The 17389-nt window shown below is 41.4% G+C and carries 16 protein-coding genes; 8 read left to right on the plus strand and 8 right to left on the minus strand.

Annotation, left to right across the window (positions count from 1 at the left end):
* Positions 1–263: 263 nt before the first annotated feature.
* Together MLE14_RS05345 and MLE14_RS05350 are read right to left on the minus strand one after the other, a co-directional pair.
* Complete coding sequence (locus MLE14_RS05345; protein ID WP_243297317.1) at positions 264–1028, minus strand: aminoglycoside adenylyltransferase domain-containing protein; 765 nt, start codon at positions 1026–1028, stop codon at positions 264–266.
* An 82-nt stretch (positions 1029–1110) separates the two neighbouring features.
* Positions 1111–2109 (minus strand): LCP family protein, encoded by a 999-nt coding sequence (locus MLE14_RS05350; RefSeq protein ID WP_243297318.1) that lies wholly within the window; start codon positions 2107–2109, stop codon positions 1111–1113.
* Positions 2110–2323: 214 nt separating this feature from the next.
* Between MLE14_RS05350 and dnaN the strand changes: the two genes are divergently transcribed.
* From dnaN to MLE14_RS05370, 4 genes are all read left to right on the plus strand, one after another.
* Positions 2324–3436, plus strand: coding sequence for a DNA polymerase III subunit beta (dnaN, locus tag MLE14_RS05355; RefSeq protein ID WP_243297319.1), 1113 nt, complete (start codon positions 2324–2326; stop codon positions 3434–3436).
* Positions 3437–3520: 84 nt separating this feature from the next.
* Positions 3521–3946 carry an SRPBCC family protein gene (locus tag MLE14_RS05360; RefSeq protein ID WP_243297320.1) on the plus strand — a complete coding sequence of 142 codons (426 nt, stop codon included), beginning with the start codon at positions 3521–3523 and terminating at the stop codon, positions 3944–3946.
* A gap of 108 nt (positions 3947–4054) precedes the next feature.
* Complete coding sequence (locus tag MLE14_RS05365) at positions 4055–4567, plus strand: acyl-CoA thioesterase (RefSeq protein ID WP_243297321.1); 513 nt, start codon at positions 4055–4057, stop codon at positions 4565–4567.
* 1073 nt (positions 4568–5640) lie between these two features.
* Complete coding sequence (locus tag MLE14_RS05370; protein ID WP_243297322.1) at positions 5641–6096, plus strand: hypothetical protein; 456 nt, start codon at positions 5641–5643, stop codon at positions 6094–6096.
* 312 nt (positions 6097–6408) lie between these two features.
* Here the strand turns inward: MLE14_RS05370 and MLE14_RS05375 are convergent, their stop codons facing one another.
* The 5 genes from MLE14_RS05375 to MLE14_RS22575 form a co-directional block, all read right to left on the minus strand.
* Positions 6409–7746, minus strand: coding sequence for a YjiH family protein (locus MLE14_RS05375; protein ID WP_390628265.1), 1338 nt, complete (start codon positions 7744–7746; stop codon positions 6409–6411).
* Between the two features lie 79 nt (positions 7747–7825).
* Positions 7826–8827 carry an agmatinase family protein gene (locus MLE14_RS05380; protein ID WP_243297323.1) on the minus strand — a complete coding sequence of 334 codons (1002 nt, stop codon included), beginning with the start codon at positions 8825–8827 and terminating at the stop codon, positions 7826–7828.
* Positions 8800–10101, minus strand: a complete 1302-nt coding sequence (gene hutI, locus MLE14_RS05385; protein WP_243297324.1) for an imidazolonepropionase — start codon at positions 10099–10101, stop codon at positions 8800–8802. Before hutI ends, MLE14_RS05380 begins: the two co-directional genes overlap by 28 nt.
* Before the next feature lie 88 nt (positions 10102–10189).
* The gene (hutU, locus tag MLE14_RS05390) at positions 10190–11851 is read right to left on the minus strand and encodes a urocanate hydratase (RefSeq protein ID WP_243297325.1); all 1662 of its coding nucleotides are present in this window, start codon (positions 11849–11851) and stop codon (positions 10190–10192) included.
* A gap of 163 nt (positions 11852–12014) precedes the next feature.
* Entirely contained in the window at positions 12015–13493 is a 1479-nt protein-coding gene (locus MLE14_RS22575) for a helix-turn-helix domain-containing protein (RefSeq protein ID WP_243297326.1), read from the minus strand.
* A gap of 247 nt (positions 13494–13740) precedes the next feature.
* On the opposite strand from MLE14_RS22575, the gene MLE14_RS05400 reads away from it, so the two are divergent.
* From MLE14_RS05400 to MLE14_RS05410, 3 genes are all read left to right on the plus strand, one after another.
* Entirely contained in the window at positions 13741–14706 is a 966-nt protein-coding gene (locus tag MLE14_RS05400) for a helix-turn-helix transcriptional regulator (protein WP_243297327.1), read from the plus strand.
* Between the two features lie 71 nt (positions 14707–14777).
* A complete protein-coding gene (locus tag MLE14_RS05405; RefSeq protein ID WP_243297328.1) occupies positions 14778–15227 on the plus strand; it encodes a DinB family protein in 450 nt (149 codons plus the stop codon).
* Positions 15228–15255: 28 nt separating this feature from the next.
* Positions 15256–15762, plus strand: coding sequence for a DinB family protein (locus MLE14_RS05410; RefSeq protein WP_243297329.1), 507 nt, complete (start codon positions 15256–15258; stop codon positions 15760–15762).
* Between the two features lie 67 nt (positions 15763–15829).
* On the opposite strand, the gene MLE14_RS05415 is transcribed toward MLE14_RS05410, so the two are convergent.
* A complete protein-coding gene (locus MLE14_RS05415; protein WP_243297330.1) occupies positions 15830–16414 on the minus strand; it encodes a TetR/AcrR family transcriptional regulator in 585 nt (194 codons plus the stop codon).
* Positions 16415–16609: 195 nt separating this feature from the next.
* Between MLE14_RS05415 and MLE14_RS05420 the strand changes: the two genes are divergently transcribed.
* Positions 16610–17371: an SDR family oxidoreductase gene (locus MLE14_RS05420; protein ID WP_243297331.1), complete on the plus strand. Its 762-nt coding sequence runs from the start codon at positions 16610–16612 to the stop codon at positions 17369–17371.
* Positions 17372–17389: the final 18 nt, after the last annotated feature.

Consider the following 17389-nt stretch of genomic DNA (forward strand, 5'->3'; position numbering starts at 1 on the left):
CCTGTTTCTGATTAATTTACATCGATTTAAACGAACTCAGACTCGTTTTAACAAATTCGCTCCCATTTAAGCAAACTCAGTGATTGTTTAAACGAACTCAGCTCATGTTTTAGCAAACTCAGCACGGTTTAAACGAACTTAGAATCGGCTTAAGTCAACTTGTACCCGTTTAAACAAACTCATGTCCCTTTTAAACGAACTAAACTCCTGTTTAACAAACTCCAAACTTCTGACTGAACGAAGATATACATTATCATGCTTACCTAAACTCCTGTATCCTCAACGTTAATTTCTGCTAGCAAATCTTCCGCAAACTGTACCAACTGCTCATCATCATATGTAAAAAGTTTAACCTTATCCCTATAAACATCTAATGCCAGCCGAATAATCGGTACAAACTTCTGAGGCAGATGCGTGAGCCCCCACTCTCCTCCTTCCTTTTTCGAAAGGACCTTTCCTTCTCGCACATATTGTAGAGTTCTGCAAAGATTTAAGATTGTATAAACCGGCTCTAGTAATATCCCTGCCTGGGCATCCTTTATATCATAATAAATTGACTTTAAATAATCTTCTCTTGATATAGGAGCAAATACTTCAGTCATGCCTTTTCCAAATAAGCACTTGCCTCGTGCTAGGGTCACCGCAATATGAGCAGTCAAATCCGGATCCACTCCCCCCTCACACAAGTCCGACTGGTCCTGTAAAAATCGCTTTCCCCATTCTGTCCCATAATGAAGTTCGAAGGGCATTGGATATACTGGTTCTCGCGCATCCTTCTCCAGAATAATACTCATTTCCAGCCCTTTTCTTGGATATATGGAAGTAAGGGCGACTAAGTCTCTCATAATTGCTTGTTTTGCAGAAAAGGAGAGAGGATCCGATACCACAATCAAAAGATCAATATCACTCGTCTCCGGGTGAAAGCAATCCATCGCCAGCGACCCATGCAGATAAATGCCTGTTAATTGATCCTGCAGGTTTTGTTTAAACACATTACACAATTGCTCAAGTGTTGCTTGAATATCCAAATCATTCACCGCCAAGTAAGAAGGGGGCTGCCCCAATATGTTAAAAAAGGGTGCTCCTGTATGAAGAGGAGCACCACATTTCCTAATTTTTTAATCGATCTTCTAAAATTCCTTGTAATCTTTCGAGCTCAGCGTCATCAATCGTGACGTATGACGTATTGCCTATTCTCGTTGGGTATGCATCATATTTAATGGATTCAACTTCGTCTCCAGACATTTTAAGACTGCCCGCCATGCTTACCATTTTGGTAAAACTTATGTCAGTCCGGACATTATCTCCTAGAGCTTCACTGATTTCTGTCAGGTTTGTTACATTACGCAGATCAATCGTTTGATCAAGGATGGCTGAAACGACTTGCTGCTGTCTGCGGTTACGGCCGAAATCTCCTTCAGCATCGCCGCGGAATCTGGCATAATTGAGAGCTTCAAATCCATTTAAAGTCTGTGGACCTGCCTCAAGACTAACATACTGTTTTGAAAGACGATCCCAGAATGTCATATCCTTTTCAACATTGAGCTCGATTCCGCCAATCGCATCCACTAATGCCTGGAATCCTTTGAAGTCAACCGTTGCGTAGTAATCAATCGGAATTTCTAAAAAGTGCTCAACGGTAGCAATCGCCATATTGATGCCGCCCCATGCATAGGCGCTATTGATTTTACCGTATTCCCCGCGGCCGATAATCTCAACCCGCATATCACGCGGAATTGAAACAAGTGACACCTCATTATCCTTTGGATCCACGATAGCCACCATCATTGTATCAGTCCTTCCCTGCTCGGCATCATTCGTATCTACACCTAACAGCAGAACAGTAAATGGCCCATTTTTTCGATTTTTTAAAAAGGCATCATCTGCCAATAAGCTATCAGGATCTAGCTCATTTTTCTTATTTTCAATCGCATTCTTTAAATCTTCATCCAAGGGATCACGGGTTTCATAAATGCTGCTCCAGAATTCAGCTGCCATAATCCCCGCCCCGCCGAGTAAAAAGAGGAAGACGACGAATAGGACAACCCAGCGTTTGCGCTTCCGCTTTCGCTTTTGCAATTTTTCCATTCGATTATTATTTATATCCATAGTTGCACCCTCTAAATTAGCTTTTTAAAAAAGTTATATTTTTCTAGCTCTCTCTTATTATACCAAATACAAACCTCACAAGAGCTCTATATGTATAAGACGTAAAAAGTCGAATTTCGTTACATTTTTGGGCTTCACCAATTTTTGGCTAAATTCTTACTTCAAGAACGAATGTTCGGATATAATAAAAGAAAGAGTATTAGGGGGCGTATTTATGAGGGTTACAGTTCAGAAGGAAATTTTAATAAAAGGTGTTCAGAATGTATTGCGAGCTGTTTCATCCAAGACGACGATTCCGATTTTAACATGTATAAAATTGTCGGCATCTAAAGATGGTCTGCTCCTGACGGGAAGTGACTCAAACATGTCAATTGAGGCAGCTGCGTCTGGCCCATCATTGCATATAGATCAATTAGGCGGAATAGCCCTTCATGCAAGGTTATTTTATGAAATTCTTAAAAACCTTCCAGATGGTCCTATATCGATCTCGCAGCAAAATCAAATTGCCATTATACAAGCCGGAAAATCAGAATTTAAGCTAAATGGAATTGATGTAGAGGAATATCCAAAGCTGCCTTTCCTTGAAGCCTGTGAAAAACTTTCTCTTCCGTCCAGCTTACTGAAACAGATGATCCGGCAAACTGTTTTTGCCGTTTCCTCTTCGGAAACTCGGCCGATTTTAACTGGGGTGAATTGGAAGCTGTCAGAAGGGGTATTGACTTGTTCGGCGACAGATAGCCATTTGCTTGCGTTGAAAAAGGCAGAGGTCAATAAACCGGGAAGATTTAATATCGTGATTCCTGGTAAAAGTTTGCTTGAATTGCAGGCATTATTGCCGGACAATGATGAACTGATTGACATGTATTTGGGACATAATCAAGTCCAATTTTCCTTGCCTAGCATCCGCTTCTATACACGGCTTTTGGAAGGAGCATACCCGGATATCACGAGGTTTATTTCTAGGGATTATAAAGCAGAAATGAAAGTTGGCACTCTCTATTTTGCCCAAACGATTAAAAGGGCATCTCTTTTAGCTAAAGAAGGCAGCCATAATGTAATTAAATTTATTTTTCAGGCTAATGGCCGCGCCCAAATCGCTTCCTACTCGCCTGCATTTGGAGATCTTATCGAAGATATTGAAGTTGAATCGATGAAAGGTGAAGAGACTCACATTTCATTCAATGCAGCTTATATGGCTGATGCTCTCAAAGCTCATGACAGCTCCGTTATATCGGTAGGATTTACCGGAGCGATGAAACCCATTATTATTACGGCATCTGAAGATGAATCAGTATTACAGCTTATACTCCCTGTTCGCTCATATTAAGGGTGTAATCCCCTGCCGAGCTATAGTGGACAAAACCCTCAATATGTATAATAGAAGTAATCAATTGTTTGGAGGGCATCCATAATGATACGTAATCAAGCAGTAATTGAGAAAAATCAGGCTCATGTTTTTGAACGAGTTGCTGAAGCTAGTCACCGGGAGCGTTGGATGGACGAAATTCAGTCGATAAACATGGAAGGCCCTGTTCGGTCTGGTACTAGGTTTACCCAAAATCAAATCGAAGGCAAAAGAAAAACAACGTACCAGGGAGTGATTGAAAAAATCGAAGCACCTCATTTTTTTTCGTATCAGCTCATTCATAAAGCCTTCGACATTCGGATTGGGTATGAATTTCAGGGACAAGGTGCCGCAACCCAAGTCACTCAATTTTATGAATATCGTTATAAAAGCTTTTTTGCAAAACTGATGGGAACTCTTTTTTCCGGCTTAACAAAAAAATTGGCGAAAAAGCAGCTGGATAACTTAAAGGATTATTGTGAAAGAGGCTAATTTGGGATTATTTTGTTTCACTCTCTATAATTATGTTTGAATAGCTTCGTGACATATCCTTATAATAGGAAGGAGAAAGCAAGAAAGAGTAGGAAGGTGTACATATAGATGGAACCAAAATATTGTAAAGAATCCCGCGTTGTTCATACTGACCTCGTTCTTCCCAATGATACGAATAACCACAACACGCTGTTTGGCGGCGTGTTAATGAAAAGAATTGATGGAGTTGCTTCGATTTCAGCAAAAAGGCATTGCCGGGCAGAGGTAGTCACCGCATCAACGGACTCGGTCGACTTTCTCGAACCCATTTTACCAACCGATTCAATTTGCATTGAAACGTTTGTGACTTGGACCGGGCGAACGTCAATGGAGGTTTTTGCAAAGGTTATCACAGAAGATTTATTATCAGGCAAACGTCGAATTGCCGCCACTGCATTCCTAACCTTCGTAGCACTAGATGAAAATGGAAAGCCCGTTGCTGTACCAGAAGTCATTCCTGAAACACCTGAAGAGCAAAAATTACATGAAACCGGCGATCAGCGCGCTCTTGTCCGAAAAAACCGCAGAGCTGAAAGCAAGAAGCTTGCCCAATTCATCACCACTAAAAAACCTTGGGAATAATAATTTGCCGACAAAAGGTGCTATTGAATAGTGCCTTTTTTTCTTTCATGTATAAAGTTATATAACAATTTTCGCAGGGATTACAGCAAAAATAGCCAGCAGCCGAACAGGGATTTATCCAGATGATTCTCTTTCCCGGACATACGTTATTCACGTAAAAATGCCTGTTTTTGAATATTAACTGCCGTAAATCATTCAAAAATCGCGGATTTTTGCGTAAATAAAGGATTCAATGTCCGCTAATTCTGAAAATCGGCGAATTTATCACGGATAGCGAAACCTATGTCCTTTAGCAATCCTCCTTGCTTTTCGGACTGCTCCTCTGGATTTTGCGTCTTTCCTGTCCGAATCAGGGGTTCATTCGGACAGGCTCACTGATTTTTACGCTTTTCTTGTCCGAATCAAGGGCTCATTCGGACTGCCTCCCTGATTTTCACGATTTTCCTGTCCGAATCAGAGGTTTATTCGGACTGCTTCTCTGAATTCTACGCTTTTCCTGTCCGAATCACAGGCGCATTCGGACTGCTCCTCTGGATTCTACGCTTTTCCTGTCAGAATCAGGGGTTCATTCGGACTGCTTCTCTGAATTCTACGCTTTTCCTGTCCGAATCACAGGCGCATTCGGACTGCTTTCCTTAATTCTATGCCTTTCCTATTCAAATCAATAGCTTTATAAAACCACTACTGTCGAAAAAACCACAATCTTTTCGAAAAAGCATTAAAAACAAACTTTCTTTCCAATATTTATATTAAATTCCACCATATTCTTTATAATCAAAATGAACGACTTTTTACTCTACCATCACATTTCAGCTCATAATAAAAGTTGTGTACATTTCTCAAAAGGTGTTGTGGCTATTGAGTTCTCATCATATTTTTAAGAAACGTTCGTTTGTATTTGTCTGGATTGGAAATGCAGTTTCTGAGTTAGGAGGAGCATTCGGAACGTTTTGTAATTCTAGCAATGGCCGAGATAATATTTATCATTCTAAAAAATACATTACATCATTCGACAATTTCCTTTTTCATCCTCTCTAATTTGCTATAATAGTAGACTGAGAGGAGGGAAAATCATGGAAAAGACAGAGAAAAAAATTGATCTTTTTATCCTGATCGTTATTTTAGGAATCTTTTTCTTTATTGCCACTTACGTAATCAGTGAGACAGAGAACTTATTCCGGCTTTTATCGTATCTATTTTTTGCTTTTATCTTTTTATTAACTGGCTTCCTGACCGCTTATATCATCTTTATACGTGATGCCAACCAAAACGAGACTAAGATTCGGATCAACTTAAAACATGTTGTGTATGGAGCAATGACCTTAATCCTTGTTACTCTTTTTATTATTCTGATTAACGATACCACAAGCTACTATGACCAGCGGCTTCATTTCTTAGAAAAAGGGGAACTTCCTGAGTATCTCCAGCTTGAAGGTCTTCGTCTCCAATATATGCTTTTTTTAGCAGCGATATTTGGTCTGATTTTTATCGTGATTGGATTTTGGATGTCTATTAAAAAAGAAAAATAAGTACATATTTAAAAACTCCAGCGTTCAACTGTTCGCTGGAGTTTCTTTATATTTTTCAGCCTCCTCGCTCATGCCTTAGCAAGGGGGCAGAGCCGGCTCGTTTTTTCACTCTCGTGGATTTTAACTCAATGACCGAAATTAGAATGTTCGCGTCAAAACGGGCTCTGACTAGCAGCCTCAATGACCTAAATTAGGAGTTCGCGTCAAAACGGGCTCTGACTAGCAGCCTCAATGACCTAAATTAGGAGTTCGCGTCAAAAAGGGCTCTGATAAACCATTACAATTGTTGCTTTAACTTTATCAAAGCTTGTTTTATAAAAACAAAAACGCAATGGGCGTTGCGAGGATTAGCGATAAAATGGTTCGCTGCACCCAAATTACGAGCAAGCGCGGTATGCTAATTGGAATATCCGTAGATAAAATACAAGGAATTGTCGCCGAAAAGAATAAGATCGATGAAACTGAAACTACGGCTGTTATAAATTTAGTCACCAATGGAGCCTCAACAACTACCAAGGCTGGCAAGAACATTTCTGCAATTTCCACAGCCGCTGCTTTAGCTGCCAATAACGGCTCTGGAATTTGGAGAAGCAGCGTGAATGGATAAAAAATATAGCCAATGATATCAAATACAGCAGTGTACTCAGCTAATAGTAAACCTAAAAGTCCAACAGACATGATGGAAGGTAAGATACCCATCGTCATGATAAATCCATCACGAAGGTTTTCCCAAATATTTTTCCCAATAGAAGGTGCTTGGTCTGCTGTACTGATTGCTTTTGTCCAGGCTGTTTGAATAACTTGAGTTTTTACTATTTCTTCCGGGTCGCCTTTTCCGTTAAAATATTCGTCACTCATCTTTGAAATTGGCCAGATTCTCGCTGTAATCGCCGTAACCAGGAACGTGACAACTAGTGATGACCAGAAATATAAATTCCAATGATCCATTAAGTCTAACGTATTGGCAACAACGATCATAAAGGTAACAGATACAGTTGAAAAACCGGTCGCAATGATTGCAGCTTCCTTCACGGTATATTTCCCTTCCCTAAAGACACGGTTCGTAATGAGAAGGCCGATTGAGTAGCTCCCAACGAATGAAGCAACCGCATCGACAGCTGAACGGCCTGGTGTTTTCCAAATCGGCCGCATAATCTTTTGAACTAGGACTCCAATAAATTCGAGCAGACCATACCCTACCAGCATCGCCAAAAAGACTGAACCAATTGGGACAAGCAATCCGACTGGAATCACAAGCTTTTCAAATAAAAAGACACCGATATTTGGAGCAAGAAACCAGGATGGACCTGTATTAAAAAGAAGCAATACGGCTGCTAGCAATCCTAGGACTTTGAAAATCGAGAATACCATTTCTACTTTGTTTTTATTCCACGTTTTTTTGTAAAAAGGATAAATAGCACCTAAGAGAATAACAAGAACTGCATAGTATGGTGTAACTTCCGGAAGGTTGTTTCGAATCCAAGTAACGATATGGTCCAGCGGAATCGACGAACTTCCATTTACAGTGATTGGAATAAAAAACATGAAAATACCAATAAAACTAAATACAAAAAACTTAATCATACCGGATGGCGAGCTGACTTGAGGATTTTTCTGCAGTGACGGTGTTACATTATTTGGATTTGTCATACTTTCTCCTCCTTTTGCTGAATTTTTAGATAACTCATGACAAACGGGAAGGAGATTGATATCTCCGCTTCCAGTCTCACTAATTTTGTTTAAATCGCGTCACTAACCCGCTCATAAATGATAGCATCACATGGACTCCCGCTTTGACAGTGGCTTCCCCTACATCTTTAAAAGGATCCAGACAGACGAGATCCATCGCTTTTACCTTTTCGTTTAACCCGGCCACATAGACCGCTTCAAAGAGTTCATCCGTTCTCATCCCCCCAGGTGTAGAGGCAGGAGCACCCGGTGCTACCCCAATATCCAACACATCCATGTCGACCGTGAGATAAATGGTATCCACCTTTTTCTCAAGTTCCGCAAGAGCCTGTTCAACAGCATTCTCGATTCCCATTCTCCTTGCTTTTCTTAAAGTCGTATAATTCACACCCATTTTATCTGCATAATCCTTTAATGATTTCGCATTAAAAAATCCGTGCAAGCCAATGTTGTACACATCTTCCCCAAGTACAGTTCCGCTTTCAATCAGGTTCCGGATTGGCGTTCCATTGCTTGGTCCATTATCACTCAAGTCCCTTAAATCGAAATGAGTGTCAAACTGTAAAATCCCGATCCGCTGATCTGGATGGGCCTCTTTCCATCCTTTTACAAGCATGGCCGTAATCGAATGGTCGCCGCCTATTGAAATCGGAAGCACCTGAGGATGGTATTTCTGCATACTCAGCATCGCTTCTTTAATGTTGGTATGACAAACAGAAATATCTGTCACATGCTGTCTGACATCGCCTAGATCAACGACACGAAGCTCTGTTAAATCTACATCGGCATCCAGATTATATGTCGTGAAATATTTCCAAGCCCTTCGAATCGCATCAGGATTTTCACTGGCAGCTGATGCACTGATTGATGACCGGGAAAGTGGAATCCCAAGTAAACAAACATCGAATTGGTCCCAGTCCACCTCTGTTCCATCCTTATCCAATGTTTCAATCCATTCGTTCACCTTAGGCTCATGATTGTCTTCTGGTCTGTCCCATCGAAAACTTGGCGGTTTTAATTGAGGGTATGGGTATCCTGCCATAATAAGCTCCCCCCGCTGACTACTTTTTTGCCATTTTTTATAACCGTATCTATATGGTTTTCTCCATACATATATTGAAGGTGCATGTAGGTTGGAACATTGAATATATTAATATCGGCTTGCTTGCCTGCCTCTATACTGCCGACAACGGCTCCGCGCTTAATGGCATGCGCAGCATTGATGGTAACAGCAGTTAACACTTCCGCAGGCGTCATCCCCATTTTTAAGCATCCTAAATTCATAATGAGAGGAAGTGAAACGGTTGGTGAAGAACCAGGATTACAATCGGTCGATAAAGCTACCGCTACACCTGCATCGATCATTTTCCGTCCATTGGCAGATTCAGCCATAAGGAAAAAGGCCGTTCCCGGAAGCAAGACGGCAATGACACCCGCTTCAGCCATTTGCTGAATTCCCTGGTCAGAAGCTTTTAAAAGATGGTCAGCTGACACCGCATTAATGCTGGCAGCTAGTTCTGCTCCTCCGTATGGTTCAATCTCGTCTGCATGAATCTTAGGAAGAAGACCTAAATGCTGTCCTGCTTCAAGAATTTTTCTTGATTGTTCAGGGGTAAATACACCCCGTTCACAGAAAACATCATTGAATTCTGCCAAACCCGATATAGCTACTTGCGGAAGCATTTCTTTAATGATTAAATCTACAAACTTATCAGGATCTTCTTTGTATTCAGCCGGAACTGCATGCGCCCCCATAAAAGTACTCACGATGTCAATCGGATGCGATTCGTTTAATTGCTTGGCGACTTCTAGCTGTTTCATTTCATGCTCTAATGAAAGCCCATAACCGCTCTTCGCTTCGACTGTGGTTACTCCTTGCTTCAGGAAGCGATTTAGTCTCGCAAAGCTTTCCCCAAAAAGCTGTTCATGTGTGGCTTCCCTTGTCGCTTTTGTCGTAGAGTGAATACCGCCGCCCGCATTCATAATTTCCATATAAGTGGCTCCCTGAAGGCGCATATTAAATTCTTGTTCACGTGTTCCAGCGTGAACAAGGTGAGTATGAGGATCCACGAAACCAGGTGTTACAAGTTTTCCGGTCACATCGATGACTTCCGCTTGATGAAGCCGTTCCTTATATTTTTCACGAAGCTCTGCATCTCTGCCGACTGCTGCAATTTTTCTTCCTTCAATCCAAATACTTCCGTTTTCAATGATGTGGAGCTCTTCCATTTGTTTCCCCACACGCGGGGCGTCGGATCCGCCTTGAAGAGTAACTAATTGCTGAGCATTCCGAATAAAAATTGCGTTATGTTCCATCAAATCCTCCTCTATGAATCTCTTATTTTTCTAAAGAAATCAGGGTAAGGAGCATCCTTTCACGAGATGCCCCTCTCTTTTTAAGTCTTTAATCCAACATTGGAATTCTGACGCCTTTTTCCCTGGCTGTTTGAATGGCCAAATCATAGCCTGCATCGACATGACGGACGATACCCATGCCTGGGTCAGTCGTCAGCACCCTTTCCAATCGGGCTTCTGCTTCCTTCGTGCCATCAGCAACGATGACCATTCCTGCATGAATCGAGTAACCCATGCCGACTCCTCCGCCATGGTGAACAGATACCCAGCTTGCCCCTCCGACTGCATTGATTAAAGCATTTAAAATCGGCCAGTCTGCGACAGCGTCACTGCCATCCTTCATCCCTTCCGTTTCACGATTAGGCGATGCAACTGATCCGGAATCGAGGTGATCGCGGCCAATTACAATCGGTGCACTTAATTCACCGCTAGCAACCATATCATTTATAATTTTTCCAAATCTGGCCCGTTCTCCGTATCCTAACCAGCAAATCCGTGCAGGCAAGCCTTGGAACTGAATTTTTTCCTGTGCCATTTTAATCCAATTGCATAAATGTTTGTCGTAGCTAAATTCTCGTAATATCACTTCATCTGTTTTATAAATATCCTCGGGGTCCCCGGATAATGCCACCCAGCGAAATGGCCCTTTTCCTTCACAGAATTGCGGGCGAATATAGGCTGGCACAAACCCAGGAAAATCAAAGGCATTTTCAACCCCTTCGTCTTTTGCGACCTGACGGATATTATTTCCGTAATCAAAGGTAACAGCACCCTTTTGCTGCATTTCAAGCATAGCACGGACATGATCGGCGATGCTTTGTTTCGATTTTTTCATATATAAGCTTGGGTCCGCTTTTCGTAATTCATCGGCCTCTTGAAGCGAAAGTCCAGCAGGGATGTAACCATTTAAAGGGTCATGAGAAGAAGTTTGATCAGTTAATACATCTGGAATAAACCCGCGTTTGATCATTTCGGGAAGAAGCTCAGCTGCATTTCCAAGCAGCCCGATTGAAAGGGCTGTGCCCTCCCGCTTCGCCTCAAGCGCAGTATTAATCGCATCATTTATATCGTCCACGCGGATATCCAAATACTTGGTATCCAAGCGTTTTTGAATGCGGGCAGGGTCGACCTCGATACAAATAGCAACTCCGCCATTTAAGGTCACTGCAAGTGGCTGAGCGCCGCCCATTCCGCCAAGGCCAGCTGTAAGTGTAATGGTGCCTTTGAGGCTTCCATTGAAATGCTGCCGGGCACACTCTGCAAATGTTTCATACGTCCCCTGAACAATTCCCTGACTGCCGATATAGATCCAGCTTCCTGCTGTCATTTGGCCGTACATCATCAGCCCTTTCTTGTCCAGCTCATGGAAATGCTCCCAATTGGCCCAGGCAGGGACTAGATTTGAATTGGCAATCAGGACTCGAGGCGCATCTTTATGGGTTTTAAATACTGCCACAGGCTTCCCTGATTGAACCAATAACGTTTCATCCGACTCTAATTCATGCAAGGTTTTAACAATCGCGTCATACGCTTCCCAGTTGCGGGCGGCCTTTCCAATGCCCCCATATACCACTAAATCTTCCGGTCTCTCGGCTACCTCTGAGTCTAAGTTATTCATGAGCATTCTCAGGGCAGCTTCCTGAATCCAACCTTTTGCATGCAATTCTGTTCCTCTGTAATTTTTAATCACTCTTTTTTCGGCTTGTTTCACGAACTTTCACCTCTCGCTAAAATATTCTGATAATTCAAGTATAGCGTGAGGACAACTATTGAAGTAGAGCACTTCTTTTTGAAAATCTTCATATATTTTATCTAGCATCTAGCGAAATAGAGCGCTTACATTTTATATTAGTAAAAATTTTAGATTTCTTTTTTTATTTTTGGTCGCGATAAGTCCTTGGTGATATTCCCACTTCTTTTTTAAAAACACGGCTGAAATAATTGGGGTTAGCAAAACCAGTTTGGTCCGCAATTTGCTGGATTGTTTGATCCGTTTCTTTTAAGAGAGTCTGCGCTTCCCTTATTCTGATTTGCGTCAATAGCTGCCTAAAGGTCTCTTTATTTTTCCTGGATAATTGAGAGCTTAAGTAGGCTGGATTGCGATCGACAAACTGTGCAACTTTTTCGAGGTTTAAATCTGGTTCCATGTAATGCTGTTCAATGTATTGAATCGCCTTTTCGGTGACATCTAAAATCTTTTCCTGACGATGAATGGCAGCCCGATCTATCACTTCTTTTAAAAATAAGATAAAATCCTGAACAATCCGGTAAAGTACGGATGTGTAAAGAATAGACTCAAATACACGGTGATAGCTGGCTTCAAGGTCCCCTTGATCTAAGTGAAAAGACTTCATAAAACGCCTTACCTGTGCCAAAATGCTGGTTAATCGTACTCTAAGTAACCCGGGGTCCGGATAAGGGTGGCTAAAATTTAAAAATTCAGCATGTATCCAGTTTTTGATTTCGTCCAGATCTCCGCTGTTCAACATGCCAATCCATTTTCTTTGGTCGTCTGGCGTCAAAAATGGATCTATTTCTCTCCATCTGATTGGATTCTCTAATACTGTCAGCTGTCGGTAACCTTTAAAAAAATGAATGTCCAGGGACTGTTTTGCTTCTACATAGCATTTGTGAAGAGGCTGAATCTGTTTTGGCAGATAAAGGATACCTGCAATTGGAATCCTGAAGCATTCCTCCCACTGCTTTAGCAGCAGATTTCCTTGCTGGATTACATAGGAATCAGTCCCAATCCGACTTTCCAGCACACAGGCAATCATATCACTTAACGGAAAGATGACGGGCTGGATTTGAAACGAATATTCTTCAATAAATTTACGCAGTAATGGGAGATCCTTTGTTTGTTCTGTTTGCAGCAATAAAATACTGTAAGCGCTATGTTCAGGGGCTTCTCCTTCAACAAATAAGGCCCTATAGGACATGGTATCGGATGTTGTGCCAAATGCGAGATGCGGGGAGGGGTTTTTCCCTGCTTGTTTATAACAATGTTGCAGGACCCGTTTGATTTCATCTGGCAGGATGGGCTTTAGCCAAAACGAGTATGCATGAAGCTCAATCGCCTGCAGGGCCCGGTCAAAGGTCGCTTCGGCAGTCATAACAATACAATAGCGGGCATAGCGGTTCAAAGCAAATGTGAGCTCCTGCCAGGCATCTGATTGAAACATATCCAGCTCTACACATACCACTTCGGGCATTTCCTTTTCTAAAAACCGAATAGTTTCCAGAGCAGTCCCCGCCAGAAATATTTTTTCATAAGGAATGGAATAAGAAGATACGAGCCACTTAATCCCTACTCTCTCATTTTCATCCCGATCGGCAATCAATAATTTTACCACTCACAACCCCCTCCTTCTCTAAAACTAGCACTTTCTATATTATTCTTCCTTTTCTTTTGAAATCCTCCTATTCGACAAATTTCAAGACAATTTATCGCGGGTGAGGAACCTGTCGAAATGAGCTACTAAGGAATGTGAAGGTGGTATCGAATGGTGCGGCCGTGTCGAATTTCTTGGTGGTGACAGGGAGACTTTGAGGGCTTTATAATGAAGAGGTGGAAAAATCCCCCAAAGGAATGTGGATGGAATGTCTAAGTCTTCTATGATGCTATCAATTTTGTGGCTGCTGAAGAGTGGCCGGCGTATTACGGCTAAGGAGATAGCAGATGCTTTAGAAATTAATATCCGTACCGTTTACCGTTACATAGACTCATTATGTGCAAGCGGGGTTCCGATTATCGCCGATTCTGGCCATAATGGCGGTTACAGCTTGCTTCATGATTTGGCTGAAGCACCCCTGTTTTTTGATATAGAAGAACAAAAGGCGCTGAATCATGCTGCGATTTATGCGCAAGAATCCGGATATCCCTTTAGCGATGCATTGAATCGGGCCATAACAAAGCTGAACCTATACACGAATGAAACTCAACAAAGTTTGATTAACCGCCATACCAAAGGCTTCGATATCATTCAGCCGCCTGCTGATCCCTCCATTGAAGCAACTCTGCAAATTTTAGAAACTGCGGTTGCAGAAAGCAGGACACTTTTAATTTCTTACCAAAAGGGAAAATCGAATACATTTTCTAACAGACACTTGGATCCTTATGGTTTAGTTCATTGGAAAAACAGATGGTATATCGTTGGGTATTGTCACCTGCGCCAAGAAGTTCGCAGTTTTCGTGTCGATCGAATTGTTACTGTTACTGAAACAGAGATAACGTTCAACCGGCCCGAGGATTTTTCAATTCGTTCCTTTTTTCTAAAATCTCTGCTCCCAGATACAGACTCAAAAGATTCTTTTGTCACCGTAAAAATTCATGCCCATCCCCAGGTAATCAAAGAACTCTCTTCTCATTGGAGCCTATGGCCCGCTTTGGTAGATGGCACTGAAACGGAAGCTCATTTTAAGCTAAAGAAAGAAATAGCTTTTTATTATTTACCCTACTCTCTTCTCCCATACGGCAGGGCTATTGAAATCCTCGAACCTGTTGAGATCAAAGAACAAATGCTGACGGTGCTCGAGAATTTATTACAGCATTATCAAAAAATGTAGCTTCACTGACCATATCTGTCAGTGAACATATTCTATGATAATCATGCAAACTAAAGGAAAGGTGATGGAACATGATTGAGAGATCCCTTAAAGACTGGCTAACACACAGGCGAGTCCTGGAGGAGCTTTTAAAAACAGTGAAGGATACCGACGTTAACTTTAAGCCTTGGGACGGGGCTATGACACTAGGTCAACTTGCTTTACATATTGCCGGATGGGCAGATACTTTTATTACTTTGACAAAAACAGGGGAGTTTTCAAAACCCGAGAATATGAATTATACAACCATGACCGAAGTCCGTGAAGCCGTTCATGAATTAACCGAAAAAACAGTCACCACATACTCCTCCCTGACACCTGAAGATTTAGAAGCAGTACGCACGTTCCCTATCTCAAACTTTCAATTACCGGGGAAAGTATATCTCAAAATTATTTACGACCATGAAGTCCATCATAAAGGACAGCTATATATTTACGCACGGATGACTGGCGTTGAGAAAGTCCCATTTTTCCGAGCTTAATCCAATCTTAATAAAAGGAGCTGCAAAAATGAATCCAACAATGAAGCTTTTCCGCTACCACCAATGGGCCAATCAAAAGTATTTTCAGCATTTACAAGAACTGCCTGAAAATGTATTAGACAAAAAAGTCGAGAGTGTTTTTTCTTCTATTCGAGAAGTTCTGGTTCACATGATTATCGTTGATTCCGCCTGGCTGTTTGGGATTAAAGGTATGGAATTAGAGACCTTTGTCCAATCCAGGGATGAGCGGATCAAAAAACTAACGAATATGAGCCTTGAAGAACTCGAAGCTGCTTATTCTGAGGTAATGGAGGATTATGAACATTTTCTGAAGCCAATAAATGATCCCCATGCTCCGCATACGGTAAGCCATCCGTACTTCGGTTCATTAGAAACATCCTATGCCGAGCTGTATCAGCATATCGTCAATCACGGCACGTACCATCGCGGCAATATGACCGCCATGCTGCGCCAAATGGGACATCCCGGCCCATCAACCGATTTTATTTTTTATTTATATGAGGTAAATAAGTAAACTGTAAGGATAACACCGAAGATCTATTAGGGGTCTTCGGTTTTTTACATTTATTTCTATTTATAACTTATACTCTTTGCCGGTTCGACTTTACTATTTCTAAAAGCTGTTCTGCCATATAAATTGGACTATATTTGAATCCGCCATTCACCCACTCAATTATCAATCCTAATATTGCGTAGGCTTGGTAACTGGCGTGCAGCTCTTTATTAATTTTTGCGTTAGCAATATAATCTGAAAAATCCTGTAAAAATAGTTCTTTCAATACTTGGCAGATTCTATCCTCGTAGCCTGGTAATGCATTTGAATGAATCATAAGCGAATAAATATTTGCATATTTACTGACATGATCAAAAATCTTAATCGCAGATGATGTCAATTCACTGACTTTAAATTGGTCAATATCCTTATAAGGTTCACGATAAGAAGCTATTAAATCAGCTATCACATCATCCATGATCTCTGACAGTATATCCTCCTTGTATTGATAATGCTTATAAAATGTTCCCCGGTTAAGATCTGCTTTTTGAACAATATCCTTAACAGTAATATCCTTAAGATCTTTTTGCTGCATCAAGGATATAAGCGCTTCCCTTATGGCCATTTTCGATTTTACAATTCTTCGGTCAATCCCGCTCATTCTATTAGACATCGTATACCTCCTTTGTATAACATCAGCAGCATAACGGACATTCATTCCAACTAGTGTTTATTAATAGACAAAACCAATAATTTTGCTGATTGTACGGCATATTAGAACTAATTATACTATAAATGAGACAAGATAATGAACACTTGTTCAATAATAGGTAAAACAATAGATTTCTTTTTACTAGGAGGGGTTGGAATGAGATTAGAAAATAAAGTTGCCGTCGTTACCGGGGCCGCATCTGGTATGGGAAAAGCGATTGCTGAATTGTACGCGCAGGAAGGCGCTAAAGTTATCCTTGCAGATTTTAATCTAGAGGGTGCCGAACAAGTAGCGAACGGCATTATTAGTAATGGCGGAACGGCTAAAGCAATAAAGGCAAATGTAGCTGAGTTAGCAGATATTGAAAATATGATTGATACGGCAGTCAAAGAGTACGGAACCCTAGACATTCTCGTTAATAATGCGGGCATCATGGATGGATTTGAACCTGCCGGTGATATAACCGATGAAAAATGGGATCGCATTTTCGACGTTAATACAAAAGGTGTGATACGGGCTATCCGTAAAGCTATACCGATTTTTTTAGAAAATGGTACAGGTATAATTGTAAACATAGCTTCTACTGGAGGGTTTAATGGGGCACATGCTGGCGTCGCCTACACAGCCTCTAAGCACGCAGTTGTCGGAATTACCAAAAATACAGGGTATATGTATGCCAATAAAGGGATTCGCTGTAATGCAATCGCACCAGGCGCTACTGTCACGAATATTGCAGCTTCTATGAAAAATATTAATGAGTTTGGGGCAAGTCGTACTAAAATACCTCAATCCGTTGTACCTCGTGCGGGTCAACCAGAGGAAATCGCGAAAGTCGCCTTATTTTTAGCTTCTGATGAATCCAGTTTTGTCAATGGTACCATCGTTACTGCAGATGCAGGCTGGACAGCTGCTTTTTAATAATGAAACAAATGAATT

The sequence above is a fragment of the Bacillus litorisediminis genome (assembly GCF_022808645.1).
GTDB lineage: Bacteria > Bacillota > Bacilli > Bacillales > JC228 > Bacillus_BF > Bacillus_BF litorisediminis.

Excerpts from the sequence above, each read along its gene's own strand:
- MLE14_RS05380 (WP_243297323.1), bottom strand. The coding sequence starts at position 8,827 with ATGGCAGGATACCCATACCCTCAATTAAAACCGCCAAGTTTTCGATGG.
- MLE14_RS05415 (WP_243297330.1), bottom strand. The coding sequence starts at position 16,414 with ATGTCTAATAGAATGAGCGGGATTGACCGAAGAATTGTAAAATCGAAA.
- hutI (WP_243297324.1), bottom strand. The coding sequence starts at position 10,101 with ATGGAACATAACGCAATTTTTATTCGGAATGCTCAGCAATTAGTTACT.
- MLE14_RS05420 (WP_243297331.1), top strand. The coding sequence starts at position 16,610 with ATGAGATTAGAAAATAAAGTTGCCGTCGTTACCGGGGCCGCATCTGGT.
- MLE14_RS05370 (WP_243297322.1), top strand. The coding sequence starts at position 5,641 with ATGGAAAAGACAGAGAAAAAAATTGATCTTTTTATCCTGATCGTTATT.
- dnaN (WP_243297319.1), top strand. The coding sequence starts at position 2,324 with ATGAGGGTTACAGTTCAGAAGGAAATTTTAATAAAAGGTGTTCAGAAT.
- MLE14_RS05410 (WP_243297329.1), top strand. The coding sequence starts at position 15,256 with ATGAATCCAACAATGAAGCTTTTCCGCTACCACCAATGGGCCAATCAA.
- MLE14_RS05350 (WP_243297318.1), bottom strand. The coding sequence starts at position 2,109 with ATGGATATAAATAATAATCGAATGGAAAAATTGCAAAAGCGAAAGCGG.
- MLE14_RS05365 (WP_243297321.1), top strand. The coding sequence starts at position 4,055 with ATGGAACCAAAATATTGTAAAGAATCCCGCGTTGTTCATACTGACCTC.
- MLE14_RS05360 (WP_243297320.1), top strand. The coding sequence starts at position 3,521 with ATGATACGTAATCAAGCAGTAATTGAGAAAAATCAGGCTCATGTTTTT.
- MLE14_RS05400 (WP_243297327.1), top strand. The coding sequence starts at position 13,741 with ATGTCTAAGTCTTCTATGATGCTATCAATTTTGTGGCTGCTGAAGAGT.
- MLE14_RS05405 (WP_243297328.1), top strand. The coding sequence starts at position 14,778 with ATGATTGAGAGATCCCTTAAAGACTGGCTAACACACAGGCGAGTCCTG.
- MLE14_RS05375 (WP_390628265.1), bottom strand. The coding sequence starts at position 7,746 with ATGACAAATCCAAATAATGTAACACCGTCACTGCAGAAAAATCCTCAA.